This is a genomic window from Nocardia puris (assembly GCF_036051655.1).
Taxonomy (GTDB): domain Bacteria; phylum Actinomycetota; class Actinomycetes; order Mycobacteriales; family Mycobacteriaceae; genus Nocardia; species Nocardia puris.
In genome coordinates this window covers 7,413,119-7,438,778 of sequence record NZ_CP107943.1, presented here as the reverse complement: position 1 = coordinate 7,438,778, position 25,660 = coordinate 7,413,119, and the positions used below count along the sequence as shown (strand labels likewise).

29 protein-coding genes are annotated in these 25,660 nt (G+C 71.0%); 22 read left to right on the top strand and 7 right to left on the bottom strand.

The window, feature by feature from the left end; translation table 11 throughout:
- The first annotated feature begins 49 nt into the window (after positions 1-49).
- Entirely contained in the window at positions 50-958 is a 909-nt protein-coding gene (dapA, locus tag OHB21_RS34550; protein ID WP_195125562.1) for a 4-hydroxy-tetrahydrodipicolinate synthase, read from the top strand.
- A complete protein-coding gene (locus OHB21_RS34545; protein ID WP_113974922.1) occupies positions 955-3,051 on the top strand; it encodes a ribonuclease J in 2,097 nt (698 codons plus the stop codon). Before dapA ends, OHB21_RS34545 begins: the two co-directional genes overlap by 4 nt.
- 69 nt (positions 3,052-3,120) lie before the next feature.
- Here OHB21_RS34545 and OHB21_RS34540 read toward each other — a convergent pair whose 3' ends face one another.
- Both OHB21_RS34540 and OHB21_RS34535 read right to left on the bottom strand, forming a co-directional pair.
- Complete coding sequence (locus OHB21_RS34540) at positions 3,121-3,678, bottom strand: hypothetical protein (RefSeq protein WP_067514362.1); 558 nt, start codon at positions 3,676-3,678, stop codon at positions 3,121-3,123.
- Between the two features lie 57 nt (positions 3,679-3,735).
- Entirely contained in the window at positions 3,736-4,104 is a 369-nt protein-coding gene (locus OHB21_RS34535) for a DUF4189 domain-containing protein (RefSeq protein ID WP_084538223.1), read from the bottom strand.
- A gap of 141 nt (positions 4,105-4,245) precedes the next feature.
- Here OHB21_RS34535 and OHB21_RS34530 point away from each other — a divergent pair, with 141 nt between their 5' ends.
- Entirely contained in the window at positions 4,246-4,869 is a 624-nt protein-coding gene (locus OHB21_RS34530; protein WP_067514396.1) for a TIGR03085 family metal-binding protein, read from the top strand.
- A 116-nt stretch (positions 4,870-4,985) separates the two neighbouring features.
- Positions 4,986-7,556, top strand: a complete 2,571-nt coding sequence (locus OHB21_RS34525; RefSeq protein ID WP_067514364.1) for a DNA translocase FtsK — start codon at positions 4,986-4,988, stop codon at positions 7,554-7,556.
- Between the two features lie 4 nt (positions 7,557-7,560).
- Here OHB21_RS34525 and OHB21_RS34520 read toward each other — a convergent pair whose 3' ends face one another.
- Positions 7,561-8,235 (bottom strand): GAP family protein, encoded by a 675-nt coding sequence (locus OHB21_RS34520; protein ID WP_067514366.1) that lies wholly within the window; start codon positions 8,233-8,235, stop codon positions 7,561-7,563.
- A gap of 131 nt (positions 8,236-8,366) precedes the next feature.
- On the opposite strand from OHB21_RS34520, the gene OHB21_RS34515 reads away from it, so the two are divergent.
- A complete protein-coding gene (locus OHB21_RS34515; RefSeq protein WP_067514368.1) occupies positions 8,367-9,371 on the top strand; it encodes a TerC family protein in 1,005 nt (334 codons plus the stop codon).
- Between the two features lie 43 nt (positions 9,372-9,414).
- Here OHB21_RS34515 and OHB21_RS34510 read toward each other — a convergent pair whose 3' ends face one another.
- Together OHB21_RS34510 and OHB21_RS34505 are read right to left on the bottom strand one after the other, a co-directional pair.
- Positions 9,415-9,696 carry a YciI family protein gene (locus OHB21_RS34510; protein WP_067514370.1) on the bottom strand — a complete coding sequence of 94 codons (282 nt, stop codon included), beginning with the start codon at positions 9,694-9,696 and terminating at the stop codon, positions 9,415-9,417.
- Positions 9,697-9,724: 28 nt separating this feature from the next.
- Positions 9,725-10,291, bottom strand: a complete 567-nt coding sequence (locus OHB21_RS34505; protein ID WP_113974921.1) for an amino-acid N-acetyltransferase — start codon at positions 10,289-10,291, stop codon at positions 9,725-9,727.
- 143 nt (positions 10,292-10,434) lie between these two features.
- Between OHB21_RS34505 and pgsA the strand changes: the two genes are divergently transcribed.
- From pgsA to OHB21_RS34475, 6 genes are all read left to right on the top strand, one after another.
- Positions 10,435-11,094: a CDP-diacylglycerol--glycerol-3-phosphate 3-phosphatidyltransferase gene (gene pgsA / locus OHB21_RS34500; RefSeq protein WP_067514373.1), complete on the top strand. Its 660-nt coding sequence runs from the start codon at positions 10,435-10,437 to the stop codon at positions 11,092-11,094.
- Positions 11,091-11,582: a CinA family protein gene (locus tag OHB21_RS34495; RefSeq protein ID WP_067514398.1), complete on the top strand. Its 492-nt coding sequence runs from the start codon at positions 11,091-11,093 to the stop codon at positions 11,580-11,582. The genes pgsA and OHB21_RS34495 overlap by 4 nt, the downstream gene beginning before the upstream one ends.
- A 108-nt stretch (positions 11,583-11,690) precedes the next feature.
- On the top strand, positions 11,691-12,122 hold the full coding sequence (locus OHB21_RS34490) for a helix-turn-helix domain-containing protein (protein WP_067514377.1): 432 nt from the start codon (positions 11,691-11,693) through the stop codon (positions 12,120-12,122).
- A gap of 192 nt (positions 12,123-12,314) precedes the next feature.
- The gene (locus OHB21_RS34485) at positions 12,315-13,136 is read left to right on the top strand and encodes a PspA/IM30 family protein (protein ID WP_067514379.1); all 822 of its coding nucleotides are present in this window, start codon (positions 12,315-12,317) and stop codon (positions 13,134-13,136) included.
- 146 nt (positions 13,137-13,282) lie between these two features.
- Positions 13,283-14,185 carry a phage shock envelope stress response protein PspM gene (gene pspM, locus OHB21_RS34480; protein WP_067514381.1) on the top strand — a complete coding sequence of 301 codons (903 nt, stop codon included), beginning with the start codon at positions 13,283-13,285 and terminating at the stop codon, positions 14,183-14,185.
- Positions 14,186-14,304: 119 nt separating this feature from the next.
- The gene (locus OHB21_RS34475; RefSeq protein WP_170160691.1) at positions 14,305-14,475 is read left to right on the top strand and encodes a hypothetical protein; all 171 of its coding nucleotides are present in this window, start codon (positions 14,305-14,307) and stop codon (positions 14,473-14,475) included.
- Between the two features lie 64 nt (positions 14,476-14,539).
- Here OHB21_RS34475 and OHB21_RS34470 read toward each other — a convergent pair whose 3' ends face one another.
- Positions 14,540-15,127 carry a peptidylprolyl isomerase gene (locus OHB21_RS34470; RefSeq protein ID WP_084538224.1) on the bottom strand — a complete coding sequence of 196 codons (588 nt, stop codon included), beginning with the start codon at positions 15,125-15,127 and terminating at the stop codon, positions 14,540-14,542.
- Positions 15,128-15,219: 92 nt separating this feature from the next.
- Between OHB21_RS34470 and OHB21_RS34465 the strand changes: the two genes are divergently transcribed.
- The 4 genes from OHB21_RS34465 (at position 15,220) to OHB21_RS34450 (ending at position 18,643) form a co-directional block, all read left to right on the top strand.
- Positions 15,220-15,927, top strand: coding sequence for a PIG-L deacetylase family protein (locus OHB21_RS34465; RefSeq protein ID WP_067514383.1), 708 nt, complete (start codon positions 15,220-15,222; stop codon positions 15,925-15,927).
- Positions 15,928-16,024: 97 nt separating this feature from the next.
- Positions 16,025-17,188 (top strand): glycosyltransferase, encoded by a 1,164-nt coding sequence (locus OHB21_RS34460; protein ID WP_195125563.1) that lies wholly within the window; start codon positions 16,025-16,027, stop codon positions 17,186-17,188.
- Positions 17,189-17,231: 43 nt separating this feature from the next.
- Positions 17,232-17,423: a DUF3046 domain-containing protein gene (locus OHB21_RS34455; protein WP_067514385.1), complete on the top strand. Its 192-nt coding sequence runs from the start codon at positions 17,232-17,234 to the stop codon at positions 17,421-17,423.
- Positions 17,420-18,643 (top strand): phosphotransferase, encoded by a 1,224-nt coding sequence (locus tag OHB21_RS34450; protein WP_324192074.1) that lies wholly within the window; start codon positions 17,420-17,422, stop codon positions 18,641-18,643. Before OHB21_RS34455 ends, OHB21_RS34450 begins: the two co-directional genes overlap by 4 nt.
- Before the next feature lie 7 nt (positions 18,644-18,650).
- Here OHB21_RS34450 and OHB21_RS34445 read toward each other — a convergent pair whose 3' ends face one another.
- A complete protein-coding gene (locus OHB21_RS34445; RefSeq protein WP_067514386.1) occupies positions 18,651-19,166 on the bottom strand; it encodes a CGNR zinc finger domain-containing protein in 516 nt (171 codons plus the stop codon).
- A 151-nt stretch (positions 19,167-19,317) separates the two neighbouring features.
- Here OHB21_RS34445 and OHB21_RS34440 point away from each other — a divergent pair, with 151 nt between their 5' ends.
- The 7 genes from OHB21_RS34440 to OHB21_RS34410 all read left to right on the top strand — a co-directional run bounded on the left by OHB21_RS34440 (position 19,318) and on the right by OHB21_RS34410 (position 25,654).
- Complete coding sequence (locus tag OHB21_RS34440; RefSeq protein WP_067514388.1) at positions 19,318-19,779, top strand: VOC family protein; 462 nt, start codon at positions 19,318-19,320, stop codon at positions 19,777-19,779.
- Between the two features lie 35 nt (positions 19,780-19,814).
- On the top strand, positions 19,815-20,696 hold the full coding sequence (locus OHB21_RS34435) for a pyridoxamine 5'-phosphate oxidase family protein (protein ID WP_195125564.1): 882 nt from the start codon (positions 19,815-19,817) through the stop codon (positions 20,694-20,696).
- A gap of 443 nt (positions 20,697-21,139) precedes the next feature.
- On the top strand, positions 21,140-22,180 hold the full coding sequence (recA, locus tag OHB21_RS34430) for a recombinase RecA (protein WP_195125565.1): 1,041 nt from the start codon (positions 21,140-21,142) through the stop codon (positions 22,178-22,180).
- 328 nt (positions 22,181-22,508) lie between these two features.
- Complete coding sequence (gene recX, locus OHB21_RS34425) at positions 22,509-23,102, top strand: recombination regulator RecX (RefSeq protein WP_232331961.1); 594 nt, start codon at positions 22,509-22,511, stop codon at positions 23,100-23,102.
- 54 nt (positions 23,103-23,156) lie between these two features.
- Positions 23,157-24,446, top strand: a complete 1,290-nt coding sequence (locus OHB21_RS34420; RefSeq protein WP_195125566.1) for an AvrD family protein — start codon at positions 23,157-23,159, stop codon at positions 24,444-24,446.
- Entirely contained in the window at positions 24,376-25,398 is a 1,023-nt protein-coding gene (locus tag OHB21_RS34415; protein WP_067514803.1) for a beta-ketoacyl-ACP synthase III, read from the top strand. The genes OHB21_RS34420 and OHB21_RS34415 overlap by 71 nt, the downstream gene beginning before the upstream one ends.
- A complete protein-coding gene (locus OHB21_RS34410) occupies positions 25,391-25,654 on the top strand; it encodes a phosphopantetheine-binding protein (protein WP_067514801.1) in 264 nt (87 codons plus the stop codon). The genes OHB21_RS34415 and OHB21_RS34410 overlap by 8 nt, the downstream gene beginning before the upstream one ends.
- Positions 25,655-25,660: the final 6 nt, after the last annotated feature.

Below are 25,660 nucleotides of genomic sequence, written 5' to 3'. Positions count from 1 at the left end.
GGTGTCAGGGTGTCGAGAGCGACCAGGGGACCGGGTAGCCTTTTCGACCATGACGAACGGTGAATCGACGCCACCGGAGCTGCGTGCCTCCGGCACGGTTGGTGTCGCCATGGTGACCCCCTTCAGCGCCGACGGGAAGCTGAACGTCGACGCCGGAGTGACGCTGGCCCACCGTCTCGTCGACCGCGGCGTCGATCTGCTCGCGATCTCCGGCACCACCGGGGAATCGCCCACCACCACCGAGTCCGAGAAGGCCGATCTGCTGCGCGCCGTCGTGGACGCCGTCGGCGACCGCGCCACCGTCATCGCGGGCGCCGGTACCTACGACACGGCGCACTCGATCGAACTGGCCCGCAACGCCCAGCGCGCGGGCGCGCACGGACTGCTCGTCGTCACCCCGTACTACTCGCGCCCCACCCAGGACGGGCTGATCGCGCACTTCACGGCCGTCGCCGACGCGACCGATCTGCCGGTCACCCTCTACGACATCCCGCCGCGCTCCATCATCCCGATCGGCCCCGAGGCGCTGCGCGTGCTGGCCGAACATCCGCGCATCGTCGCGGTGAAGGACGCCAAGGGCGATCTGAACGCGGGCGCGGAACTCATCGCCACCACCGGGCTGGCCTTCTACTCCGGCGACGATTCGCTCAACCTGCCGTGGTTGTCGATCGGCGCGACCGGATTCATCAGTGTCATCGGGCATCTGGTGCCCGAACGACTGCGCGAACTGCACGACGCCTACTCGGCGGGCGATGTGGCGCGCGCCAGGGACATCAACGCGAGTCTGGTCCCGCTCAACCACGCGATGGCGCGATTGGGCGGCGTCGCCATGACGAAAGGTGGTCTGCGCTTGCTCGGCATCGATGTGGGGGAACCGAGGCTGCCGCAGCTCATGCCGCCCACCGATCAACTCGACCGGCTGGCCGAGGATCTGCGTGTCGCGGGGGTGCTCGCATGAGTGACGGTCCGGCACCAGCCCGCCGCCCCCGCCGCACGGCAGCCCGCGCCGCGGGCGCACCCGAGCCGGCGCCCGCCACCCCGCCGCCCGCGGAACGTCGTGACGAGCAGGCCCCGGTCGCCGCGGAAACGCCGGCCGCCGGGCAATCCGCACCGGCAGCCGAGCAGCCCGCCGCTGAAAAGCCCGCCGCCGCAACGGAAGTGACGTCCTCGCGCGCGGAATCGGTGCGTCGCTCCGACCGCGCCAAGGCCACCCAAGCCAAGCAGGACCAGCCCAAGGCCGACGCCGAGCCCGCGCGCCAGAGCCGGGGCAAGCCCCAGGACTCCGGCCAGCAGGGCCGTCGCGGCGGTGGCCGCGGCCGCCCGTCCGGTCGCGGCCGCGATCAGGCGCCCGCCGAACCTCCCGTGGTCGCCGCGCAGGACCGCCTCGGCACCCCGCCGAAGCTGCCGAAGAACGGCCTGCGCATCTTCGCGCTCGGCGGCATCGGGGAGATCGGCCGCAACATGACCGTCTTCGAATACGGCGGCAAGCTGCTGATCGTGGACTGCGGCGTGCTGTTCCCCGAGGACCAGCAGCCGGGCGTCGACCTGATCCTGCCCGACTTCCGTCCCATCGAGGACCGGATGGCCGACGTGGTCGCCATCGTGCTGACCCACGGCCACGAGGACCACATCGGCGCGGTGCCGTTCCTGCTGAAGATGCGCGGCGACATCCCCGTCCTCGGCGCGAAGTTCACCCTCGCGCTGGTGGCGGCCAAGTGCCGTGAGCACCGCTTGCAGCCCAAGCTGATCCAGGTCGCCGAGGGCGAGACCACCGTGCACGGCCCGTTCGAGTGCGAGTACTTCGCGGTGAACCACTCGATCCCCGACGCGCTCGCCGTCGCCATCCGCACCCCGGCCGGGGTCGCGCTGCACACCGGCGACATCAAGCTGGACCAGTTGCCGCTGGACGGCAGGCTCACCGATCTGGCCGGCTTCTCCCGGCTCGGTGACGAGGGCGTGGACCTGTTCCTGGTCGACTCCACCAACGCCGAGGTGCCCGGCTTCGTCACGCCGGAACGCGAGATCGGCGGCGTGCTCGACACCGTCATCGGCAAGGCGCGCAGCCGCGTGATCGTGGCGTCGTTCGCCAGCCACGTGCACCGCATCCAGCAGGTGGTCGACGTGGCGCAGAAGTACGGGCGCCGGATCTGCTTCGTGGGCCGCTCGATGGTCCGCAACATGCAGATCGCGCAGGATCTGGGCTACCTGACCGTGCCCGACAATATCGTCGTCGATCTCGATCAGGCCGCCACCCTGCCCGGCGACAAGCTGGTGCTCATCTCCACCGGCTCGCAGGGCGAACCGCTCTCGGCGCTGTCGCGGATGGCCCGCGGCGACCACCGCCAGATCAACATCCGCCCCGACGATCTGGTGGTGCTGGCCTCCTCGCTGATCCCGGGCAACGAGAACTCGGTGTTCGCCGTGGTCAACGGGCTGGCCCGGCTGGGCGCGACCGTCATCACCCAGCAGAACGCGAAGGTGCACGTCTCCGGTCACGCGTCCGCGGGCGAGCTGCTGTACCTGTACAACGCGGTGCGGCCCACCAACGCCATGCCGGTGCACGGCGAGTGGCGGCACCTGCGCGCCAACGCGGCGCTGGCCGTCGCGACCGGTGTGCCCGAGGAGCGCGTGGTGCTGGCCGAGGACGGCGTGGTGGTCGACCTGGTCGACGGCATCGCGACCATCGTGGGCCGGGTGCCGGTCGGTCACGTGTACGTGGACGGGCTCTCGGTGGGCGACGTGGGCGAGTCCACGCTGTCGGATCGCCTGGTGCTCGGCGAGGGCGGTTTCATCGCCATCACCGTGGCCATCGACTCCACCACCGGCAAGGCGGTGAGCACCCCCGAGGTGAGCGGGCGCGGCTTCTCCGACGATCCGACCGCCCTGTCGGCCGCCGCCGAACTCGTGGAGGCCGAACTGCTGCGCCTGGCGGGCGAGGGCGTCACCGACACCCACCGCATCGCCCAGTCCGTGCGTCGCGTGGTCGGCCGCTGGGTGGCCGACACCTACCGCCGCCGCCCGATGATCGTGCCCACCGTCATCGGCGTCTGACCCCCCGCACACGCGAGAAGCGCCGGAAGGCAATGCCTTCCGGCGCTTCTCATGTCGTCACGACGGGCGTTACTGCGCCTGGCAGGCCGCCGAGTCGAGCTTCGCGGCGCGCACGATATTGCAGGTGAACTGGTGCGACACCTTCCAGGTGTCGCCCTCGGCCACGAACTCGACGAAGGAGTTCTCCACCGGCTGGCCGCCGATGGTGACATCCGCGTCGGCCTTCAGCTTGCCTTCGCTCGGGTCGCCGACGTTGGTGATCTGCACCGTCACGTCGTTCTGCTTGGCCGCCTCGACCAGCTTGTCGACCAGCTGGGGGTCGCGCTCGGCGTCCTGGATCCAGGAGATCTTCTCCTCGGTGCCGACCGACGGGTCGAACGCCTTGTTGATGCGCTCGTTGAGCTCCTCGACCGTCGGCTTGGGCAGGTTCGGCGGCGTGGTGGTGGCGGGCGCCTCGCCCTCCACCGTGGCCTCCTCGCTCTTGCCCTCCTCGAACTGACCCGCGGGCGAGGTGGTGGCCGCGGAGCCGGTGGACGAGTCGTCGTCGGAGCTGCTGCACGCGCCCAAGGCGAGTGCCGACGCGGTCGCCACCAGGGCGATCGCGGCGCGAATCGAACGGTTCTTCACGTGATTCCCCTGTTTGGAAGTGAGTCGCGGTCCGGTGCCGGACGCGAAGGTGTCGGACTACAGCGAGTAGCCGGAGGTGCAGCGCCAGTCGACGACCCAGCCGCCGGACAGGCGGCCCAGCGCGGCCGAGCGGGCGGCGGAGTAGCTGGCGCGCGCGGCGCCGCTCCAGTACGACCGGTTGCTGGCGAGCACGCCGCAGCCGTTGGTCCACGACACCAGCGTGTAGCAGCCCGCGCCGCACACGCCCACGGCGGCGTTCTCGGCCTCGGCGTAGCTGCCGTAGTTGTTGGCGATGCCGTAGGCGCCGCTGCGCGACACGGCGATCGCACCGTAGTACCCGTACTGGGCTTCCGCGGCCGGCGCGGTCACCAGCATCGAACCGACCGTCGCCACGATGACCGCGGCGGCGGTGAAGAACTTCTTCAAGACGAATCCCCTTCTGGAAAGGTCCACGACCCTATGGACGAGTGACAAGCTACCGAGCAACGCCGTAGGAAGCCAGTCCGAAACTCGCGAATCGCGTTTTCGGCCTGTCTCCACGGCGCCGCCGTGGGATATGTTCTGCGCGTGAGCATGGCACAGCGAGAGCGCTCGGACCTGGTGGACGCGATGAACGTGGCGGGTCCCGACGCGGCGACCCTGTGCGGCGAATGGACCGTGCGCGATCTGGCGGCGCACCTGATCGTCCGGGAGCGCAGGCCCGACGCCGCTCCCGGCATCCTGCTGAAGCCGTTCGCGGGCTACCTGGCATCCGTGCAGGACAAGGTGGCGCGCAAGCCCTTTCCCGAGCTGCTGGAGCTGGTGCGCACCGGTCCGCCGTGGTGGTCGCCGCTCAAGCCCGTGGACGCGCTGGCGAATCTGAGCGAGATGTTCATCCACCACGAGGATGTGCGCCGCGCCGAACCCGGTTGGGCGCCGCGCGAACTCGCCGCCGCCGACGAGGAGAAGCTGTGGCGGCTGGTGCGCCGCGTCGGGAAGATGGCCTACCGCGCCTCGCCCGTCACGGTCGTGCTCCGTACGCCGGGCGGGGAGACGGTCACCGCGAAGCGGGTGGCCGAGCCGGTGGTGAGTCTGGTCGCCGCGCCGTCGGAACTGCTGCTGCATGCGTTCGGCCGCGATCAGGTGCGGTTGGAGACCGAGGGCGATCCGGACGCGATCCGCACCGTGCTCAGCTTGGACCGTTCGGTCTGAAACCGCGCCGTTCCGCGTCGCGAGCGGCCGATTTCGGGCCCGACCGGGGCGATTGGGACGGACGATACGTGTGTTGCGGATGGTGGGAATGGGGCGCTTCCCGCTAGCCTGGGTCCATGGCAGGTAAGTCCCGCGGCACCACGACACCTCGTGCGCGGGCGGGATCGACCCGGGGGAGGACCACCGCGGCGCGCTCTCGTTCCGCCACACCGCGCCGTGGCACGGCCGCGCGCGGACGTCCCGCGCCCGCCCGCAGGCCCGCGCGCCGGGCGTCGAACACCGCGCCGCTCGCGGTGTTCAAACGCAGCGTCACCGGCGGCTGGACCATGCTCGCGCGCGGCGTCGGCGCCACCACCCGCACGCTCAGCCGCGCGGGCGAGATCGAACACGGCCACCGCCGCGACGGCATCGCGCTGGGACTCATCGCGCTCAGCGGCGTCATCGCCGCGGCGGTGTGGCTCTCGGCGGGCGGCCCGATCGGACGCTGGGTGGAGGAGGCGATCCGCGCGGTCTCCGGATCCGCGTCGGCCGCGCTGCCGTTCGTCGCGACGGGCATCGCCGTCATCCTCATGCGCACCGAACCGCATCCCGAGATCCGGCCGCGCCTCGTGCTGGGCGGGCTGCTCGTCGGGTTGCCGCTGCTGGGCATCTGGCATCTGGCGGCGGGCGCGCCCACCGACGCGCACGGCCGTTCCCGCGCCGCCGGTTTCGTCGGATTCGTCATCGGCGGACCGCTGGCCGACGGGCTCACCGCCTGGCTGGCGGTGCCGATTCTGGTGCTGGCCATCGTGTTCGGCGTCCTGCTGCTCACCGGCACCACCGTGCGCGAGGTGCCGCAACGCTTGCGCGAATACTTCGGCACCGCCGCGGGCGGTGACGAATACGGCGAATTCGCGCCCGAGCGCGGCGAATTCGACCCGGCCGACTACGACCCCGAGGGTTTCCCGGTGCGTCGCACCGCCTCCCGCCGCCGCGGCCGCACGCCCGACGAGAACTACCCGCCCGACGAGTTCGGCGGCTCCGACGAGGTCACCGAGGTGCTGGGCGAACCGCCGCTGCGCGACGCCAAACCCATCGCCGCCGAACCGCCTCCGGCGCCCCCGAAGCCGAAGAAGAAGCCCGCGCCCAAGGTCCAGGACCAGACTCCGCCGCCCCCGAAGGAGCCGGAGTTCGTGGCGGACCGCGTCATCGAGGGCGACTACACGCTGCCGCCGCTGAGCCTGCTCACCGACGGCGATCCGCCCAAGAAGCGCAGCGCCGCCAACGAATCGATGATCGAGGCGATCACCGAGGTGCTGGTGCAGTTCAAGATCGACGCGGCGGTCACCGGATTCGTGCGCGGCCCGACGGTCACCCGCTACGAGGTGGAGCTCGGGCCCGGCGTGAAGGTCGAGAAGATCACCGCGCTGGCCCGCAATATCGCCTACGCGGTGGCCACCGAGAACGTGCGGCTGCTCGCGCCGATCCCCGGCAAGTCGGCGGTCGGCATCGAGGTGCCCAACTCCGACCGCGAACTGGTGCGCCTGGCCGATGTGCTCAAGGCGCCCTCCACCCGCAACGACCACCACCCGCTGGTGATCGGTCTCGGCAAGAACATCGAGGGCGAGTTCGTCTCGGCGAACCTGGCCAAGATGCCGCACCTGCTCGTCGCGGGTTCCACCGGCTCCGGTAAGTCCAGCTTCGTGAACTCCATGCTGGTCTCGCTGTTGCAGCGGGCCACGCCGGAGGAGGTCAGGATGATCCTGATCGACCCGAAGATGGTGGAACTCACGCCCTACGAAGGCATTCCGCACCTGATCACGCCCATCATCACCCAGCCGAAGAAGGCCGCCGCCGCGCTGGCCTGGCTGGTGGAGGAGATGGAGCAGCGCTACCAGGACATGCAGGCCAACAAGGTGCGCCACATCGACGACTTCAACAAGAAGGTGAAGTCGGGCGCCATCACCGCCCCGCTGGGCAGCGAGCGCGTCTACCGGCCCTATCCGTACATCCTGGCCATCGTGGACGAGCTGGCCGACCTCATGATGACCGCGCCGCGCGATGTGGAGGACGCGATCGTGCGCATCACGCAGAAGGCGCGCGCGGCGGGCATCCACCTGGTGCTGGCCACCCAGCGGCCGTCGGTGGACGTGGTGACCGGCCTGATCAAGACGAACGTGCCGTCGCGGCTGGCGTTCGCGACGTCCTCGCTCACCGACTCGCGCGTCATCCTGGACCAGCCCGGCGCCGAGAAGCTGATCGGCATGGGCGACGGTCTGTTCCTGCCGATGGGCGCGGGCAAACCCACCCGCCTGCAGGGCGCGTTCATCAGCGACGAGGAGATCCACGGCGTCGTCGACTTCGCCAAGAACCAGGCCGAGCCGGACTACCAGGAGGGCGTCACCGCGGCCAAGGCCGGCGAGAAGAAGGACGTCGATCCCGATATCGGCGACGATCTCGAATTGCTGGTCCAGGCGGTCGAATTGGTGGTCACCTCGCAGTTCGGCTCCACGTCGATGTTGCAGCGCAAACTGCGCGTCGGGTTCGCCAAGGCCGGGCGGCTCATGGACCTCATGGAGACGCGCGGCGTGGTGGGGCCCAGCGAGGGGTCCAAGGCCCGCGACGTGCTGGTCAAACCCGACGAACTCGACGGTGTGCTGTGGTCGATCCGCGGCGGCGGGGACGAGGCGCCCGAACCCGAGGAGTGAGCGCTCACCACAGGTGGGTGTGGTGGATCAGCGCGTCCACCAGCAGGGCGATGCCGAAGAGCGCGAACAGGATGCGCACCGACGCCGGGCCGTAGCGGGTCATCCCGCGCAGGACGGCCCGGTAGGCGCGGCGGGTGCGCCGCGTGTCGCGGGCGGCCAGCGCGAGCACCAGTAGCGGCAGCGAGAGCGCCAGCACGCAGTAGACGACGATGATCGCGGGCCACCCCGGCGGCTGGCGGGCGGAGAGCATCGCCAGACCGGCCAGGTACGGCACCGCCGTCGGCGCCTGCGCCAGGCCGATGGCCATCCCGACGAGCGCGAGCACCCAGGGGCGCCTGCGGGCGCGCACGGCCCACGCCGGTGGCTCGCGCACCGAACCCGCGGGCAGCGCGGCCAGCGCCAGCAGCACCGCGGCGGCCACCAGTTCACCCCGGTAGCGAATGGCGGGCGTCATCCGGAAATCGACCAGCTCGGTGAGCCAGCCGATGCCGAGCACGGTCAGGATGCCGAACGCGGTGGTCATCGCGAACACGCCCGCCACGAAGCTCAGCCCGCCCGGCAGCGGTGAGCGGCGGGCCAGCTTGCTGTCGGCGACCACGGCCGCCGTGACGCCCACCAGCAGCAGGTCCAGGGAATCCAGGAAGGCGAATCCGGCGAGCGCCAGGAGCAAGGTCGACATGACGCCACCGACCTTACGGGGGCGGCAGGTGTGTGTGGAATCATGGGGCGGCAACGACCCCGCAAGCCGACACGAACGGACAAATCGGGCAGTATGGCCGTCATGACCACCAACTCCGACAGGGCCGCGATATGCAGGTGACCGCACTCGTCTGGGTGATCACGATCGCGGTGATCCTCGGGCTGTTCGTCTTCGACTTCTTCGCGCACGTCCGTACGCCGCACGAGCCGACTTTCCGCGAATCCGGCTTCTGGTCGGCGTTCTACATCGCGTTGGCGCTGGCCTTCGGCGGGATCGTCGCCTGGCAGTGGGGCTCGACCTACGCCGGGGAGTACTACGCCGGTTTCGTCACCGAGAAGGCCCTCTCGGTGGACAACCTGTTCATCTTCCTCATCATCATGACCACGTTCGCGGTGCCGCGGATCTACCAGCAGAAGGTGCTGCTCATCGGCATCGTGCTGGCGCTGGTCATGCGCGGTGTCTTCATCGCGATCGGCGCCGCCGCCATCAACGCCTTCAGTTGGGTGTTCTACCTGTTCGGCGCGTTCCTGATCTATACGGCCGTGAACCTGCTGCGCGAGAGCGGGCACGAGGTGGAGGCCGAGGAGAAGCGCGACAGCCGCATCGTCGCGCTCGCCAAGCGCTATCTGCCGACCACCGAGGAGTACCACGGCGACAAGCTGGTCGTGCGGATCGACGGCAAGCGCGTGGTGACCCCGCTACTGCTGGCGCTGCTGGCCATCGGCTTCGCCGACCTGCTGTTCGCGCTGGACTCCATCCCCGCGATCTACGGCCTCACCCAGGAGCCGTACCTGGTGTTCACCGCCAACGCGTTCGCGCTCATGGGCCTGCGTCAGCTGTACTTCCTGATCGGCGGCCTGCTGGACCGCCTGGTGTACCTGTCCTACGGTCTGTCGGCCATCCTGGCGTTCATCGGCATCAAGCTGGTGCTGCACGCGCTGCACGAGAACACGCTGCCGTTCATCAACGGCGGTGAGCACGTGAAGGTCCCGGAGATCACCACCCCGGTGTCGCTGAGCGTGATCCTCGGCATCCTGGTGATCGCCACCGTGGCCAGCCTGATCAAGACCAGGGGCAAGGCCGCGTCCTCGACCTCGACCAAGTCCGAGTCCTAGCCGCAGGGTGCGCGCCCGGCCTCGCGCCGGGCGAGCGTCCGCGTCAGGCGAACGCGCCCATCACCGGCTTCCACTCGACGGCGCGGACCGCGTCGATGAGGTTCTCCCTGGCGAACGGGTCGTGCGCCAGCAACTCCTCGAGCGTGGCCGCGTCGTCGGCGCGGAAGAGCAGCAGCGCGCCGGAACCGTCCGGGTACGGGCCGGTGGAGAGCACCGTGCCCGCCTCGACGAGCCCGTTCAACCAGGCCCGGTGCTCGGGGCGGTGGGTGTCGCGGGCCGCGACGGTGGCCTCGGAGTAGGTGTAGTGGACGGCGAAGATCGGCACGGCTTTCGCTTTCTCGAACGGGGGGATCTCAGAGGGTGAGCAGCATGCGGGTGTTGCCGAGAGTGTTCGGTTTCACATAACTCAGGTCGAGGAACTCGGCGACGCCGGTGTCGTAGGACCGGCACATCTCGGCGTAGACCTCGGCGGTGACCGGGGTGCCGTCGATCTCGGCGAACCCGTGCCGCGCGAAGAACTCCACCTCGAAGGTCAGCACGAACAGCCTGCGCAGCTCCAGTTCCCGTGCCACCGCGATCAGCCGCCGCACGATCAGCTTGCCCACGCCGGCGCCCTTGACGTCGGGGTGCACCGCCACGGTGCGCACTTCGCCCAGATCGGCCCACAGCACGTGCAGCGCGCCACAGCCGACCACACGGCCGTCCCACTCGGCGACCCAGAACTCCTGCACCGCCTCGTAGAGCGTGACCAGGTTCTTCTCCAGCAGGATACGGCCCGCGTACACGTCGACCAGGCTCTTGATCTGCGGAACGTCAGAGGTTCGCGCTCGTCGCACGACGGGGCCCGCGCCAGGCGCGGCGGCTGCCGCGCTCGGATACGTGTCGCTGGTCGGACCACCTGCCGGTCCCCGAGAGGTCATGGGGTGCACAGTAGTCGGCCGGGTTACCGATAGTCTGATTGTGTGCCGCACATCCTGTCGTTCCGCTCACCGCATCGCGCCGGGGTAGCGCCGACGGATGTGCGCGTGGTCGTTTCCGCGACGCTCGCGTGCGGGGCGGGGGCATGAGCGTGCAGCCGGAGGAAATCGATCGGGGCTGGCCCGAGGCGGGTCTGCGACGTCCGGAGGCGTCCGGCGTCGCGGCGGAGACGCCGGTCCCGCTGCTCAATATCGCCAACGTGCTCACCATGGCGCGCATCGCGATCGTGCCGCTGTTCGTGCTCGCGCTCTTCGCGGGCGGCGGGCACGACACCGCCTGGCGGATCACCGCCACCGCGCTGTTCGCCTTGGCCGCCATCACCGACCGCTTCGACGGTCAGCTGGCCCGCAAGTACGGGCTGGTCACCGATTTCGGCAAGCTCGCCGACCCGATCGCCGACAAGGCGCTCATCGGCGCGGCCCTCATCGGGCTCTCCGTGCTGGGCGATGTGCCCTGGTGGATCACCCTCGTCATCTGCGGCCGCGAACTGGGCATCACGCTGTTGCGGCTGCTGGTGGTGCGGCGCGGGGTGATCCCGGCCGGGCGCGGCGGCAAGCTCAAGACGCTGGTGCAGTCTGTCGCCATCGGGGTGCTGCTGCTGCCGCTGGCCGGCGGTTTCGCCACCGCGGGCATGGCGCTGATGTACGTGGCGGTCGCGCTCACCGTCGTCACCGGGCTCGACTACGTCGGCCAGGCCGCGCGGGTGTGGTTCGCGGGCGGATCGGCGCGGAACCGCGCCGCATGACCGATCCGCTCACCACCGGCACCGACGCGGCCGAGCTGGTGCGCGCGCTCACCGCGACGGGCCACACCGTGGCCACCGCCGAATCGCTCACGGCGGGCCTGGTGGCCGCGACCGTCGCCGGGGTGCCCGGGGCCAGCAAGGTGCTGCGCGGCGGGCTCGTGGTGTACGCCACCGACCTCAAACACACCCTCGCCGACGTCGGCGCCGACCTGCTCGCCACCGAGGGACCGGTGTCGGCGGGCGCCGCCGAACAGCTCGCGGCGGGCGCCAGGGCCCGCTGCGGCGCCGACTGGGGGATCGGCCTGACCGGCGTCGCCGGACCCGATATCCAGGACGGGCATCCGGTGGGCACGGTGTTCCTCGGCCTGTCCGGACCGTGGCACTCCGAGGTGATGCGGTTGCAACTCCCGGGCGACCGGTGGACGATCAGACACACCGCGACTCGCGTCGCGGTGCGGGAACTGCTGCGGTGCGTTCAGGGCGGCTGAGTTTCGCGGGAACCATCGCGGCACCCCGGCACGTTGTGCTGGAAAGAACGGTGCACGCGTGGCCTGCCCTCGGGCGGCGCCGGGCGATCGGGAGCGAAGGAGATCGACATGACGCTGCTGCGAGAGGCGATCGGGGACAGTCTGCGGCGTGCTCGTCTCGCCCAGCACCGAACCCTGCGCGAGGTGTCCACCTCCGCGCGGGTGAGCCTCGGCTACCTGTCCGAGGTCGAACGGGGCCGCAAGGAGGCCTCCAGCGAGCTGCTGGCGGCCATCTGCGCGGCGCTGGACGTGCCGCTGTCGCGCGTGCTGTGGGACGTGAGCACGGTGATGGCGGGTGCCGACGGACCACCCGTGGAGGAGGCCGCCGCGGTGCCGGAGGCCGAGCGCAGCGAGGCCCCCGCCCCCGCCGAGGCCGCGGGCGAGCCCGCCGCCGCGACCATGTCCGCGGGCGCCGACGCCCGCCACCGGATCGCCGAGGAGACCAGGATCGTCATCCCGGCCCCCAAGGCCGACATGCTGGTCCTGGTGAAGAGCAACTGAGCGAATACGCCCGCTCGCGGGCAACGCTGCGGGCGGGCGCCGAAAACGGCTAGATTCTGTAGTAGGCGTCGATCGGGCCGGGTTGCTCCGGTCCGGCTGCCGCATGGTGGAGGATAGGCAATAACCGGGCGCGCGAAAGTCGCGGGCCCCGGCCGCGTCAAGCGGTACATCAGATGGAGGCGGGATCAATCGATGGCTAATCCGTTCGTCAAGGCCTGGAAATACCTGATGGCCCTCTTCGACTCCAAGATCGAGGAGCACGCGGATCCGAAGGTGCAGATCCAGCAGGCTATCGAGGAAGCCCAGCGGCAGCACCAGGCCCTCTCACAGCAGGCCGCGTCGGTCATCGGCAACCAGCGTCAGCTGGAGATGAAGCTGAACCGCCAGCTCGACGAGGTCGAGAAGCTCAACGCCAACGCGCGCCAGGCGGTGCTGCTGGCCGACCAGGCCGCGGCCGCGGGCGACACCGAGAAGGCGATCCAGTACACCAACGCGGCCGAGGCCTTCGCCGCGCAGCTGGTCACCGCCGAGCAGTCGGTGGAGGACCTCAAGGTGCTGCACGACCAGTCGCTGCAGGCCGCCGCGCAGGCCAAGAAGGCGGTCGAGCAGAACGCGATGCTGTTGCAGCAGAAGGTCGCCGAGCGCACCAAGCTGCTCAGCCAGCTGGAGCAGGCCAAGATGCAGGAGCAGGTCTCGGCCTCGCTGCAGCAGATGGACTCCACGCTGTCCGCGCCCGGCACCACCCCGAGCCTGGACGCGGTGCGCGAGAAGATCGAGCGCCGCTACGCCAACGCGCTGGGTTCGGCCGAGCTGGCGCAGAACTCGGTGCAGGGTCGCATGATGGAGGTCCAGCAGGCCAGCATCCAGATGGCCGGGCACAGCAAGCTCGAGCAGATCCGCGCCTCCATGCGCGGGGAGTCGCTGCCCGCGGGCGGCCAGCAGCAGGCCGCGCCCACCCAGGTCAACCCCGCGGCCGCCCCGCACCTGAACAAGGGCCAGGCCGCCCAGCAGTAGGCAGTTCGATCGAGAAGGGACCGGCGCGGTGGACGACGCGAACCGGCGCACCCCCCGGCGGGCGAGCTTGTCATGCCCGTCGGTGCGCACCGCCCGGCCCGCCGTCGGCCGCGCGACGTCCCCGCTCGCAGGTGTGAGGTAGAAGCATGAGCCGCAAGCGAACTCCCGCCCGCGCCTGGCAGGCGCCCGCGCCGCATCCCGGGCAGTTCGGCATGCCGAACGGGTCGCTGCCGGAGACGCTGCGCGATATGGGGGAGCATGCGCTCGTCGCGGTGCGCCGATGGGCCGATCCCCGGGAGCGAGAGCTGCGCAAGCGCCGCCGGGCCCGCCGCCGCAGCTACCAGCTCGGCACCGTCTCCGGCCTCACCACCGCGGGAACCGTTGGGCTGGTGGTGATCTCGGCGCCCGCCTGGGCCGTGGTGGTTCTCGGTGGCGGCGCTGTCGCGCTGGTCACCGGCACCGCCCTCAGCGCCCGCCGCTACCTGCGCCTGCGGCGATCCCCGCTGCCGCAGGCGGCGTTCGTCCCCCGCAAACAACCTCCGCTGCGCTCGGCCGCCCGCGCGCCGATCACCCGCCTGATCGGCGTCGAACGGGCGATGCACGGCCTCGTCGCCCAGATCGCCGCCAGCCACCGGCTCCCCGAGGACGAACTCACCGAGATGGTCGAGACCGCCGCCTCCGGCGCCGCCGCGCTGCACGCCCTGGCCTCCGACATCGTCGGCATGGAACGCGCCATCGCCTCCCTCGGCCACACCAACCCGCAGGCCGTGCAGGCGCTGATCGGCAACGTGCGCTTCGCACTCGGCCGCATCGAGGCGGGCATCGCCGAATACGAGCAGGTGGTCGCCGCCGCGGGCCGGGTGCTGGCGGTGCCGGAGAGCAGCGTCGTGGCGCACCGCTTCGACGGGATCGTGGCCGAACTGCGCGACGCCGCCGACCGTCTCGACGGCTGGGCGCAGGCGCTCACCGAGGTCGCCGACAGCACCGCCGTCGCCGCGCCGAACCTGTCCACCCTCGGGTACCGCACGGAGCGCCCGCTCTCGGGGTGAACCCTGAAATGCACCCCCATATCGCTGTTGACCTGGTGATTTCTGCCGCCCGGGGTGTCAGCATGGAGGTGTCGGATCGCCGGTGGGGCGCTTCGAGCGAAACGTCCAGGAGGCTGGAAATGCTGTGGAAGATCATCGGAGTCGTCGCGGTCGTCTGGATCGCCCTGGCCATCATCGGTGCGCTGATCAAGGGGCTGTTCCCGATCCTGGTGATCAGCGCCGTGGTGTTCGGCCTGTACCTGCTGTACAAGGCGGTGTCGGGCTCGGACAATTCGGCCAGCAAGCTGTAGACCGCGAAAAGCCAACGGGCCGTACCACCTCCATCGAGGAGGGGCACGGCCCGTTTCCGTGTGACTAGAGCTGACCGCTCTCGGCGATGACGACCTCGCGGGTGGGCTGCCCGGACTCCGAACCGGCCTGCTCGACGGCGGTCACCACGTCCAGGCCCTCGACCACGGTGCCGAACACCACGTGCTTGCCGTCCAGCCACGGGGTGGCGGCCGTGGTGATGAAGAACTGCGAGCCGTTGGTGCCGGGGCCGCGGTTGGCCATGCTCAGCACGCCGGGGCCGGTGTGGGTGAGCTGGAAGTTCTCGTCGCGGAACGTGTCGCCGTAGATGCTCTTGCCGCCGGTGCCGTCACCGTTGGTGAAGTCACCGCCCTGCGCCATGAAACCCGGGATGATCCGGTGGAACTTCGACCCCTTGTACCCGAAGCCGCGCTCCCCGGTGGCCAGCGCCCGGAAGTTCTCCGCCGTCTCGGGCACCACGTCGGAACGCAGCTCGATCACCACGCGCCCGGCCGGGGCGCCGTCGACGGTCAGATCGAAGAACACCCGGGGCAGCGCGTCGGCCTTGGCCGGGGTGGCGGTGAGCGGACCGGAGGCGAACAGGGCCAGGAGCGCGACGCCGAGGACGAGGGCGGCGCGAGTGAGCTTGGTCATGGCCCCACTGTCTACCGCACCCGGGTGGCGCGCGCGACACTCGGTCGGACATTCTCGGCCGGAGGCCTCGCGCCGGCGTGTTGAATGGGTCCATGGAGCAGCTTCCGGAGGACTGGCAGCGTGGTCTGGTGATCGCGGCGCATCCCGACGACATCGAGTACGGCCCGGCGGCCGCCGTCGCGCGCTGGACGAGTCAGGGCAAGGACATTCGCTATCTGCTCGTCACCAGCGGCGAGGCGGGGATCGCCGGCTTGCCGCCCGCCGAGGCGGGCCCGTTGCGCGAGGCCGAGGAGATCGCCTCGGCGAAGGTGGTGGGCGTGCCCGAGGTCGAATTCCTCGGCTATCCGGACGGCCGGATCACCGAGAGCCTGGCACTGCGCCGCGATCTGGCCGCCGCCCTGCGCAGGCACCGCCCGGAGATGGTCGTGCTGGGGCATTTCGGCAACACCTGGGCGCCGGGCATCGCCAACAGCGCCGACCATCGCGCCGTCGGGCGGGCCGCGCTGGACGCGGTGTCCGACGCCGGGAACGAGTGGATCTTCCCGGAACTGGCCGAGCTGGCGCCCTGGTCGGCGCGCTGGGCCGCGGTGGCGGGCCCGGTCGTGACGCACGCGGTGGACGTCACCGACCACATCGGCGCGGCCTACGCCTCGCTCGCCGAACATCGCCGCTACCTGGAAGCGCTGAGCCCCGAACCCGTGGCCGACCAGGTGCGCGCCGTCGTGGACCGGTCCACCGGACCCAAGGAGGGATTCCCGGCCGAGCGGGCGGTCGGCTTCGAGCTGTATTACTTCGGGTGAGCGGCGCGCGGAACGCGAAACCGCTTGTGGCGGTGGGTCGCATTCCCGTCCGGACGGGCCTTCCCGCCGAGGTGCGGCCATGTGGCAGGCTGGGCGGATGCGTGTAGCCGTGGTTGCCGGTCCCGATCCGGGACATGCCTTTCCGGCGCTGGCGCTGTGCGAGCGGTTCCTGGCCGCCGGTGACGACCCCGTGCTGTTCACCGGTCCGCGCTGGTTCGACCAGGCCAGGGACGCGGGCATCGCCGTGCGCAGGCTCAAGGGTCTCGCGCCGCGCCCGGTGGACGACGACGGCGACGCCGGCCGGCGCATCCACGAGCGGGCCGCGCACATCTCCACCGAGATCCTGCCCGACCTGAGCGCGATGCTGCCCGAACTCGTCGTCTCCGACGTGCTCACCGCGGGCGGCGGGATGGCCGCCGAACGCCTGGGCGTGCCCTGGGTGGAACTGTCCCCGCACCCGCTCTACCAGCCGTCGAAAGGGTTGCCGCCCATCGGGAGTGGGCTCGCGCCGGGGGAGGGACTGCGCGGGCGGATGCGCGACGGCGCGCTGCGCGCGATGACGGCGCGCGCCATCCGCAACGGGTTGCGGCAGCGGGCGAGAGCGCGGGAGGGCGTGGGCCTGCCCGCCGAGGACCCGGGTCCGGCGGCGCGCCTGCTTGCCACCCTGCCCGCCCTCGAGGTGCCGCGCCCGGACTGGCCCGAGAACGCCCACGTGGTGGGGCCCCTGCTGTGGGAGCCGACCGAGCACGAACTGGCGCTGCCCCCGGGCGGCGAGCCGCTGGTGATGGTGGCGCCCTCCACCGCGCACACCGGCGTCGCGGGGATGACCGAGACCGTGCTGGCCGGGTTGGACGGCGCGGGCGTGCGGGTGGCGATCTCGATGATCGACACCCCGCCCGCCGACCTGCCGCCGTGGGCGACGGCCGGGCTCGGCCGCCAGGACCGGCTGCTCACCCACGCGGCGGTGGTGGTGGGCGGCGGCGGCCACGGACTGCTGGCGAAATCGCTGCTCGCCGGCGTGCCCGTGGTCACGGTGCCCGGCGGCGGCGACCAGTGGGAACTCGCCAATCGTGCCGCGCGCCAAGGCAGTTCGATCGTCGTGCGCCCGCTGACCGCCGAGTCGGTCCGCGCGGCCGTGCAGGAGATGCTGGACCACCCGCGCTACACGGCCGCCGCCGAGGCCGCCGCGCTGAGCAACGCGGAGGTGGCCGACCCGATCGAGATCTGTCACCGGGTGGTCGAGAGCGTCCGGGCGTCCTGAACCGCCGGGGCGCACCCGCGCGGACGCGAGTATCTTGAATACGGTGCGGTTGACCGAGTTCCAGGAACTGATGCACGGCGAGTTCGGGGTGGCGCGCGGGGACGCCCTGCTGGCCGACCATGTGATCCCCAGCCTCGGCCGGACCGGCGCCGACGCCATCGAATCCGGGGTCGATCCCCGCGACGTGTGGCGGGCGCTGTGCGCCGAGTTCGACGTCCCGAAGGCGCGCTGGTGACCGCGGACCGGGTCGCCGAGCGGCGTCCGTACCGCCTGGACGAGCGGTTGCGCATGGTGCCCGTGGACCCGGAGGGCTTGGCGGCCCGGGTCGCCAAGGCGAACCCGCACGACTTCGCGAGTTTCCGCCAGACCGGACTGGAACTGATGCTGCTCGGCAGGCACGACGCGGCGCTGGACCACCTGGACCGGGCCGCGGAACTGGCCGTCACCGACCGCCAGCGGATCTCGGTCTGGATCAACCTGGCCGACGTGCACCGCTACCGGGGCGCCGCCCCCACCGCCGAGATCCTGTACCGGCGCGCCGTCGAGGCCGCGCGCGACGCCGGCGACGAGGAGGCGCTGTCCTTCGCCGCCCAGCATCTGGGCAAGGCACTGGCCGAACAGGGCCGCGCCGCCGAGGCGCGCGCACTGCTCAATGAGGCGCTGCGCCTGCGTCTCGCCGAAGGCGACGCCGAACTCATCGAATCCACCCGCACCGCCCTGGAGAACCTGGCCGAGCTGGTGATCCCCCTGCCCGCCGCGGTGACCGAGCTGCTGGGAGAGAACCCGGCCCACTCCGACGAGCACGAGGGGCTCAGCGGTGGCGTGGTCCGGGTGAACGGCACGTACTGGCTCAAGCGCGGCCCGCACGCGGTGGCCGAGCACGACCGGCTGATCTGGTTGCGCGGGCGGGGGATTCCGGTGCCGGAGGTGGCGGTGTTCGCCGAGGACGTGCTGGTGCTCGCCGACGCGGGCGCCCCCAGTCTGGCCGCCGCGCCCGGCGATTCGCCGGGCACGGCCATGGGCGAGGTGCTGCGCCGGTTGCACGCGCTGCCGGTGTCGGAGTGCCCGTTCGACGGCAGGCTCGACGTGACGCTGAACCTCGCGCGCAGGCAGGTCGTGGAGGGACTGGTCGACCCCGCCGACTTCGACGCCGACAACGCCGCGCTCACCCCCGAGGAGATCCTGGCCCGGCTGGTCGCCGAGCGCCCGGCCACCGAGGACCTGGTGGTGGCGCACGGCGATTTCACCCCGCCCAACGTGCTGGCGGGCGGAACGCTGCTGGACGTGGGCGCGCTCGGTCTCGCCGACCGCTACCGCGATCTGGCGCTCGCCGAACGCGACCTGCGCGAGGATTTCGGCCCGGCCGAGGTGGACGCGTTCTTCGCCGCGTACGGCCTGACCGATCCGGACCGGGTCCGCCTGGACTACTACCGCCTGCTCGACGAAGTGTTCTGAGCGGGACTCACGGTTTCCTGGCGTAGTGCCGCGCCGCCTTGGTGCGGTTGCCGCAGGTCGTCATGGAATGCCAGCGCCGGGTGCCGTTGCGCGAGGTGTCGTAGAAGAACAGCACGCACTGCGGGTGCGCGCACTGCCGGATGCGCTCGGGCGCTTCGGCCAGTAGCGAGAGCAGGTTCTCGGCGGCCAGCCAGGCCGGCAACCACCACTGTCGCGGCACGTCGGGCGTGCTGGCGGGCCCGTTCTCGGTGAGCGATCGGCGCAGGCGTCCGTGCTCGAGCACGGCGTTGAGGCCGGCGTGGTCGGCGTCCACGACGGTGGCGTGCACGGCGTCGCGGGCGGTGCGCACGGCGGTGAGCGTGCGCACGTCGGCGGGGAGCTCGCGCAAGCCCGCCGCGTCGAGCCAGACGCGCAAGCCCGCCACGTCGGTGAGCAGGTCGCGCGGGCCGGTCTCGTCGATCCAGCGCGTGTTCAACAGGTCCAGTGCGAGGGGTTCGCCGACGTGCGGACGCGGATCGAGCATGCCTGAGGGTAACGAGCGGCCGGCGGGTGTTTCGGCCACCACCGTTCTTCTAACCTCCTAAAACCATTTCAACGGTTGACGCACGGGGAGCTCGCGCGCTACGGTTATAACCGTTCAACAATCATACAACGGTTATAACCTCGGAGGAATCATGACCGCAGTGGCCGCACCCCAGCTCGCGACCGGGCACGTGGGGCTCAACGTCTCGGACCTGGATCGGTCGGTGGCGTTCTATCGCCGCGCGCTCGGCTTCGACGAACTCGGCGCGGGCGGGGAGGGCACGCGGCGCTTCGCCTTCCTCGGTGCCGACGGCAAGCTGCTGCTCACGCTGTGGCAGCAGTCCGAGGGCGAGTTCTCCACGGCGACACCGGGACTGCACCACCTGTCGTTCCAGGTCGACGACATCGATCAGGTGCGCGCCGTGGAGGCCACGCTGCGCGAGTTGTCGGTGCGCTTCGCCTACGACGGCGTCGTCGCACACGGGGAAGGCGCGGCCTCGGGCGGCATCTTCTTCGCCGATCCCGACGGCATCCGGCTCGAGGTGTACGCGCCCGGCGGCGCCGAGGCCGCGCCCGCACCCAGCGGCGCCGCGCCCACCTGCGGCTTCTTCTGAGCGACCGGACCCGCACGCCCGGAAGGGGATTCGTGATGACGCCGTTCCACGCCGGCGAGCTCGCGGTGCAGCGCCGGATGGCGCAGGCCGACATCGCGGTGAAAGTGGCCCGCACGATCCGCACGGGCGTGCCGCCGGTCGCGGCGGAGTTCCTGGCCGCGCAGCCGATGGTGGTGCTCGGCGCCGCCGACGGCGCGGGGCGGCTGTGGGCGAGTCAGCTCACGGGGCCGTCCGGCTTCGTCCGCACGACGGGGGAGGACGCCCTCGCGGTGGACGCGCGTCCCGCGGCCGGGGATCCGCTGGCCGAGGTGCTCGCGGGCCCCGCGCCGGTCGGCATGATCGCGCTGGAGCCGAGGCGGCGCAGGCGGATGCGCGTCAACGGGCACGCCGTCCCCGACGGGACGGGCCTGCTGATCACCACCGACCAGGTGTACTCGAACTGCCCGAAGTACATCTCGCGCAGGGAGATCGAGGACTATCGGCCGGGGGAGTCGTCCCCGGTGGCGCGTGGCACCGAACTCGACGCCGCGCAGCGCGCCGCCGTCGCGGCCGCGGATACCTTCTTCATCGCCAGCGCCGACGAAGACGGCAACGCGGACGCTTCGCATCGCGGCGGCAATCCGGGCTTCCTGCAAGTGCTTTCGCCGACCGAGCTGCGCTGGCCCGACTATCGCGGCAACTCCCTGTTCATGACGCTCGGCAACCTCGCCGTGCGCCCGGAATGCGGCCTGCTGATCCCGGACTGGACCACCGGAGGCGCGCTCCAGCTCACCGGCACCGCCGAGATCCGTTGGGAGACAGGTCTGTTCACGGCGGGTGCGCAGTGCGTGGTCGACTTCACCGTCACCGGTGTGGCCGCCGTCGCGACGGGCCCGTTGCGCTGGGGGCCGCCCGAGCTGTCGCCGGTCAATCCGTGAACGCCGGGTGGGCGCACGCCCGCCGCGGTTGTCGATGAGTTCTGCCGGTCCCCGGGCGGCGGGGCGGCCCGCGCCGTGCACGTGTGCGGGGTGGTCCGCCGGACCGACGGATCGCAACCGCGTCCGGGAGTGTCGTGGGCGCGTGTCGTTCGACCGCGCTGCTGCCGGGCGCGCGGGGCGTGCCGTGGGCGCGCGGGTCGTCCGGTCGGCGAGGTCGCCCGGCATCTCGCGGGTGCCGCGTGACCCGGGTGCGTGGGTCCTCGAGGGGCGGGGCGGTCCCGTCCGCGCGGGGTCCGGAACCGCGCCGCGTGTCGCCGGGCGCGTCGCTTGACTCGAACACTTGTTCGTCTAATGTGGTCATCGGAACTTGTCGGTGCCGCCCTCTAATGTGGGCGCCAACCACAGATCGAGAGACTCACCCGGCGAGAAGGGGATCGAAGGACATGGCACCACAGGCGTACGACCGCGACAAAGCGCTCGAACTGGCACTGGCCCAGGTGGAGAAGAGCTTCGGCAAGGGCGCGGTGATGCGGCTCGGCGAGGAGGCCCGCCAGCCCATCTCGGTGATCCCGACCGGGTCCATCGCGCTGGACGTGGCGCTGGGCATCGGCGGCCTCCCGCGCGGCCGCGTCGTCGAGATCTACGGCCCGGAATCCTCGGGTAAGACCACCGTCGCGCTGCACGCGGTGGCCAACGCCCAGGCGGCGGGCGGCGTCGCGGCGTTCATCGACGCCGAGCACGCGCTCGACCCCGACTACGCCCGCAAGCTCGGCGTCGACACCGACGCGCTGCTCGTCTCCCAGCCCGACACCGGTGAGCAGGCGCTCGAGATCGCCGACATGCTGGTCCGCTCCGGCGCCATCGACATCATCGTCATCGACTCGGTGGCCGCGCTCGTGCCGCGCGCCGAGATCGAGGGCGAGATGGGCGACAGCCACGTCGGCCTGCAGGCCCGCCTGATGAGCCAGGCGCTGCGCAAGATGACCAGCGCGCTCAACAACTCCGGCACCACCGCCATTTTCATCAACCAGCTGCGCGAGAAGATCGGCGTGATGTTCGGCTCGCCCGAGACCACCACCGGCGGCAAGGCGCTGAAGTTCTACGCCTCCGTGCGCCTGGACGTGCGCCGCATCGAAACCCTCAAGGACGGCAGCGACGCGGTCGGCAACCGCACCCGCGTCAAGGTCGTCAAGAACAAGGTGTCGCCGCCGTTCAAGCAGGCCGAGTTCGACATCCTGTACGGCCACGGCATCTCCAAGGAGGGCTCGCTCATCGATATGGGTGTCGAGCAGGGCTTCATCCGCAAGTCCGGCTCCTGGTACACCTACGAAGGCGACCAGCTGGGCCAGGGCAAGGAGAACGCCCGGAAGTTCCTGCTGGACAACACCGATGTGCGCGACGAGATCGAGAAGAAGATCAAGGAGAAGCTCGGAATCGGCGCGGATGTGACCGCCGACGTGGCCGAGGTGCCCGCCGATTTCTGAGTCCACCCCCTGCCGGCGTCCCCGTCGCGCCGATCGGCCCGCCCCCGGGCAGGCCGATCCGGTGCAGGATATGCGGCGCCGACTGCACGAACTCCTGTCCGCCGGACCCGTGGATACCACGGAGAACCGTTCCGGCGCACGGGAATCGGGACCTGTCCGGTCGGTCGAAGGTGGTTCGGCCGATGCGGACTTCCTGGGAGCCCGGTCGAGTTCGCCCGATCCGCAGCGGGCGGACTCGACCGGGGCCCCGTCCCGGAACGCGCGGCGAGGACGCTCCCGCCGCGGCGACTCCCGGTCCGGCGCGTCCGCGCGCGGCCGGGTGGGCCCGGTGGCGGCCGGGTCCGAGGGGGACGCGTGGGAGACGGAGGCGGGCGCGAGCCGGTCGACGTCGGAGCGCGCCCCCGTCGGCGGGACGGTCGAGCAGGCGAAAGAGGCGTGTCTGCGCCTGCTCGCCGTCCGCGCCCGCAGCCGTGCCGAACTGCTGAATCGCCTGGCGGCCAAGGGGTTCACCGTCGAGGTCGCCGAATCCGCCGTCGCGCGACTCGCCGAGGTCGGCCTGGTGGACGATGCCGCCTTCGCCGAACAGTGGGTGCACGCCCGGCACACCTTCTCCGGTAAGGGGCGCCAAGCCCTCGCCCAGGAACTGCGCCGCAAGGGCGTGGCCCAGGAAGACGCCGCACCCGCCCTCGCCGCGATCTCCACCGACGACGAACAGGCCCGCGCCACCGATCTGGTCCGTCGCAAACTCCGCACCCTGCCCCGGGACCTGGACCGCGACAAGGCGATCCGCCGCCTCGTCGGCATGCTGGCCCGGCGCGGCTACAGCCAATCCACCGCCTACACCGTCGTCAAAGCCGAACTCGCCGCCGCCGACCACGAACCGGCTGATCCGCACGGCCTGGACGACCTCGGCGAACCCTGACGACGGCACGGCTCACCCCGGCGCGGCCCCGCGAACATCGCGCGTGATTCGCCCGTGATCCGGCCCGCGCGCAGTGACGTGGATTACTCGAAACCCCTCCGCGTATTCTCCCTCGGGCCGAGGGGAATTCGGCGCGACGGCATATCCGCCGGTCCGAAGTCGATCATCCTGTTGCCACGGGAAATACGATCACTGCGAACACGACAGCACCCGAATATCACACCTAGAGTTGCCCTATCGTCTTTTTCATCGCGACCTAGGTTCTGCTATGGGGTGATTGTCATGACAACCTGCCACCTGCGAGCCGATCACGCGAAGCCCATCGACGCGCTTCTCGGCAATCGGGCCCAACGGTACTTCGGTGACGGATTCCGGCAGGGAACGGTGCGCTTCACCCGTGCCGCCGCCACCGATCCCGACGAGAACGCCCGCTGCGTCGGGTTCGGTTCCCTCGAGTATCCGGGGATGTGGTCACTGAAGAGTTCGGGGCCGCAAAGTATTCACGTCAGCACGATTGATACTTATCTGCTGGCGGTGTCGGCCGCATCGTCGCTATTGGAGACCACACTCCTGCGCGGGCGGCGGCGGGGCGACGATCCGCTCGGCTCGGCCTGGGTGCGCCGCTGCATCATCAAGGCGGGCACCGTGCCCATAGAAATGGGGCTCGACCGGATTCCCGTTTCCGCGACCCGGATCAATTCCTCCGACGCCGCCGCCGGACGCGTCCACGTGATTTCGGTGACGGTCGGAAATATGCTCGCGATTCTCGATATCGACACCGGGTCCACGGTGCCGCCGCAGAGCGCGACGGACGTACCGCGCAGCTATCGCGGGCACGCCACCGATCTCGCCGGCGTCACGGTGGCGCCGGACTTCTCGTCGGTGTCGGCCGACGCGGAGTACCGGACCGTGCCGGGCCCGGCCGAGAGCTACGCGGAGATCGAATCGCGGTTCCCCGGCAGCGTCACCTTCGCCGAGGCCTTCGTGGACATGCTCCAACTGGGCCAGGTGGGCCTCTACGCGATGGACGGCTTCGCGCGCGCGGACAGCAACACGCTCTGGATGCGCAGCACCCACTACGAGGCCACGACGCCGATCCGCCCGCGCGAATCCGGTGAACGGGTCACCACCGAGATCCACGGCGCGCGCGTCGTCACCCTGAAGGGCAGGCGGTGGCGCGCCGCGACCCTGGTGTCGCACCGCCCGTCGATGACGCTGAGTTGTTCCGTGGCACACGCGCTTCCGGACATCTCCCTCGGAAAGGTCGGCCACGATGACAGTGCGGCACACGGTATCGCTGCTGGGCATCGGCGGGTACGTTCCGTCGACCCGGCTCACCAATAAGCACCTGGAACAGCGCTTCGACACCACCGACGAGTGGATCACCCAGCGCACCGGGGTGCGGGTGCGCTACCACGCCGGTCCGGGCGAGGCGACGGGCGATCTGGCCGTCGCGGCCGGGCGCCGGGCCCTCGACCACGCGGGCCGCGACGCGGTCGACGCGGTGATCGTCGCGACCACCACCCCCGACCACCCGTGTCCGGGCACCGCGCCCGCGGTCGCCAGGCGGCTCGGGCTGGGCACGGTGGCGGCGTTCGACGTGCAGGCGGTGTGCAGCGGATTCCTGTACGCGGCCGCGATCGCCGACTCGTTCGTCCGATCCGGTGCGGCCGCTTCGGTTCTGGTGATCGGCGCCGACACGTTCAGCTCCATCCTGGACCCGGCCGACCGCACCACCTCGGTGATCTTCGGCGACGGCGCGGGGGCCGCCGTCATCGGCCGGTCCGCACGTCCGGACGAAAGTGGCTGGGGCGCTTTCGATCTCGGCAGCGACGGCGACGCGGCGGACTGGATCACGGTGCCGGGCGGCGGTTCCCGGGCCGCGTCCGCCCCGCACCTGGCGCTGGCCCCGGCCTTCCGGATGGAGGGACGCAAGGTGTTCCGGGCGGCGGTGGACTCGATGGCCGCGTCGTGCCGGACCGTGCTGGCGCGGGCGGGTTGGCGCGCGGGCGAGGTGACCCACGTCGTCGGGCACCAGGCCAATATCCGCATCCTGCGCTCCCTGGCCCACGTGCTCGATGTGCCGGAATCGCGCCTGGTGGTGCACCTGGACCGGGTGGGCAACACCTCGGCGGCGTCGATCCCGCTGGCGTTGACCGCGGCCAGCGGCCGTTTCGCCCCCGGCGACAAGATCCTGCTGACCGCGTTCGGCGGCGGCCTCACCTGGGGCGCGGCCACGCTCGTGTGGCCCGACGATGTATCCGCTACGACAGTGCTGGGAGAAACCGATGACTGACGTGACCTATCGCGAGCTGGCAGAACTGCTCGATCAGCACTTCCCCGAATTCGCGGGGGAGGTCGGGGAGGACACCACCTACGACGACCTGGATCTCGACTCGCTGGTGCTGGTCGAACTCGCCGTTGTGGTGTCGAAGAAGTTCGGCGTGGTGATCTCCGAGGAAGACGTGTTCGACGCCAAGGGTTTTCGGGCGCTGGCCGAGGTCGTGAACCGGCGCAGGCGGGAGGGGCCGGTCGGTGCCGCGGTGGACTGACCGGAC

Excerpts from the sequence above, each read along its gene's own strand:
- pgsA (WP_067514373.1), top strand. The coding sequence starts at position 10,435 with ATGAGCGTGCAGCCGGAGGAAATCGATCGGGGCTGGCCCGAGGCGGGT.
- OHB21_RS34545 (WP_113974922.1), top strand. The coding sequence starts at position 955 with ATGAGTGACGGTCCGGCACCAGCCCGCCGCCCCCGCCGCACGGCAGCC.
- OHB21_RS34495 (WP_067514398.1), top strand. The coding sequence starts at position 11,091 with ATGACCGATCCGCTCACCACCGGCACCGACGCGGCCGAGCTGGTGCGC.
- OHB21_RS34440 (WP_067514388.1), top strand. The coding sequence starts at position 19,318 with ATGACCGCAGTGGCCGCACCCCAGCTCGCGACCGGGCACGTGGGGCTC.
- OHB21_RS34505 (WP_113974921.1), bottom strand. The coding sequence starts at position 10,291 with ATGACCTCTCGGGGACCGGCAGGTGGTCCGACCAGCGACACGTATCCG.
- OHB21_RS34475 (WP_170160691.1), top strand. The coding sequence starts at position 14,305 with ATGCTGTGGAAGATCATCGGAGTCGTCGCGGTCGTCTGGATCGCCCTG.
- OHB21_RS34490 (WP_067514377.1), top strand. The coding sequence starts at position 11,691 with ATGACGCTGCTGCGAGAGGCGATCGGGGACAGTCTGCGGCGTGCTCGT.
- OHB21_RS34465 (WP_067514383.1), top strand. The coding sequence starts at position 15,220 with ATGGAGCAGCTTCCGGAGGACTGGCAGCGTGGTCTGGTGATCGCGGCG.
- OHB21_RS34435 (WP_195125564.1), top strand. The coding sequence starts at position 19,815 with ATGACGCCGTTCCACGCCGGCGAGCTCGCGGTGCAGCGCCGGATGGCG.
- OHB21_RS34515 (WP_067514368.1), top strand. The coding sequence starts at position 8,367 with ATGCAGGTGACCGCACTCGTCTGGGTGATCACGATCGCGGTGATCCTC.
- OHB21_RS34460 (WP_195125563.1), top strand. The coding sequence starts at position 16,025 with ATGCGTGTAGCCGTGGTTGCCGGTCCCGATCCGGGACATGCCTTTCCG.
- dapA (WP_195125562.1), top strand. The coding sequence starts at position 50 with ATGACGAACGGTGAATCGACGCCACCGGAGCTGCGTGCCTCCGGCACG.
- OHB21_RS34470 (WP_084538224.1), bottom strand. The coding sequence starts at position 15,127 with ATGACCAAGCTCACTCGCGCCGCCCTCGTCCTCGGCGTCGCGCTCCTG.
- OHB21_RS34415 (WP_067514803.1), top strand. The coding sequence starts at position 24,376 with ATGACAGTGCGGCACACGGTATCGCTGCTGGGCATCGGCGGGTACGTT.
- OHB21_RS34410 (WP_067514801.1), top strand. The coding sequence starts at position 25,391 with ATGACTGACGTGACCTATCGCGAGCTGGCAGAACTGCTCGATCAGCAC.
- OHB21_RS34525 (WP_067514364.1), top strand. The coding sequence starts at position 4,986 with ATGGCAGGTAAGTCCCGCGGCACCACGACACCTCGTGCGCGGGCGGGA.
- pspM (WP_067514381.1), top strand. The coding sequence starts at position 13,283 with ATGAGCCGCAAGCGAACTCCCGCCCGCGCCTGGCAGGCGCCCGCGCCG.
- OHB21_RS34445 (WP_067514386.1), bottom strand. The coding sequence starts at position 19,166 with ATGCTCGATCCGCGTCCGCACGTCGGCGAACCCCTCGCACTGGACCTG.
- OHB21_RS34520 (WP_067514366.1), bottom strand. The coding sequence starts at position 8,235 with ATGTCGACCTTGCTCCTGGCGCTCGCCGGATTCGCCTTCCTGGATTCC.
- recA (WP_195125565.1), top strand. The coding sequence starts at position 21,140 with ATGGCACCACAGGCGTACGACCGCGACAAAGCGCTCGAACTGGCACTG.
- OHB21_RS34485 (WP_067514379.1), top strand. The coding sequence starts at position 12,315 with ATGGCTAATCCGTTCGTCAAGGCCTGGAAATACCTGATGGCCCTCTTC.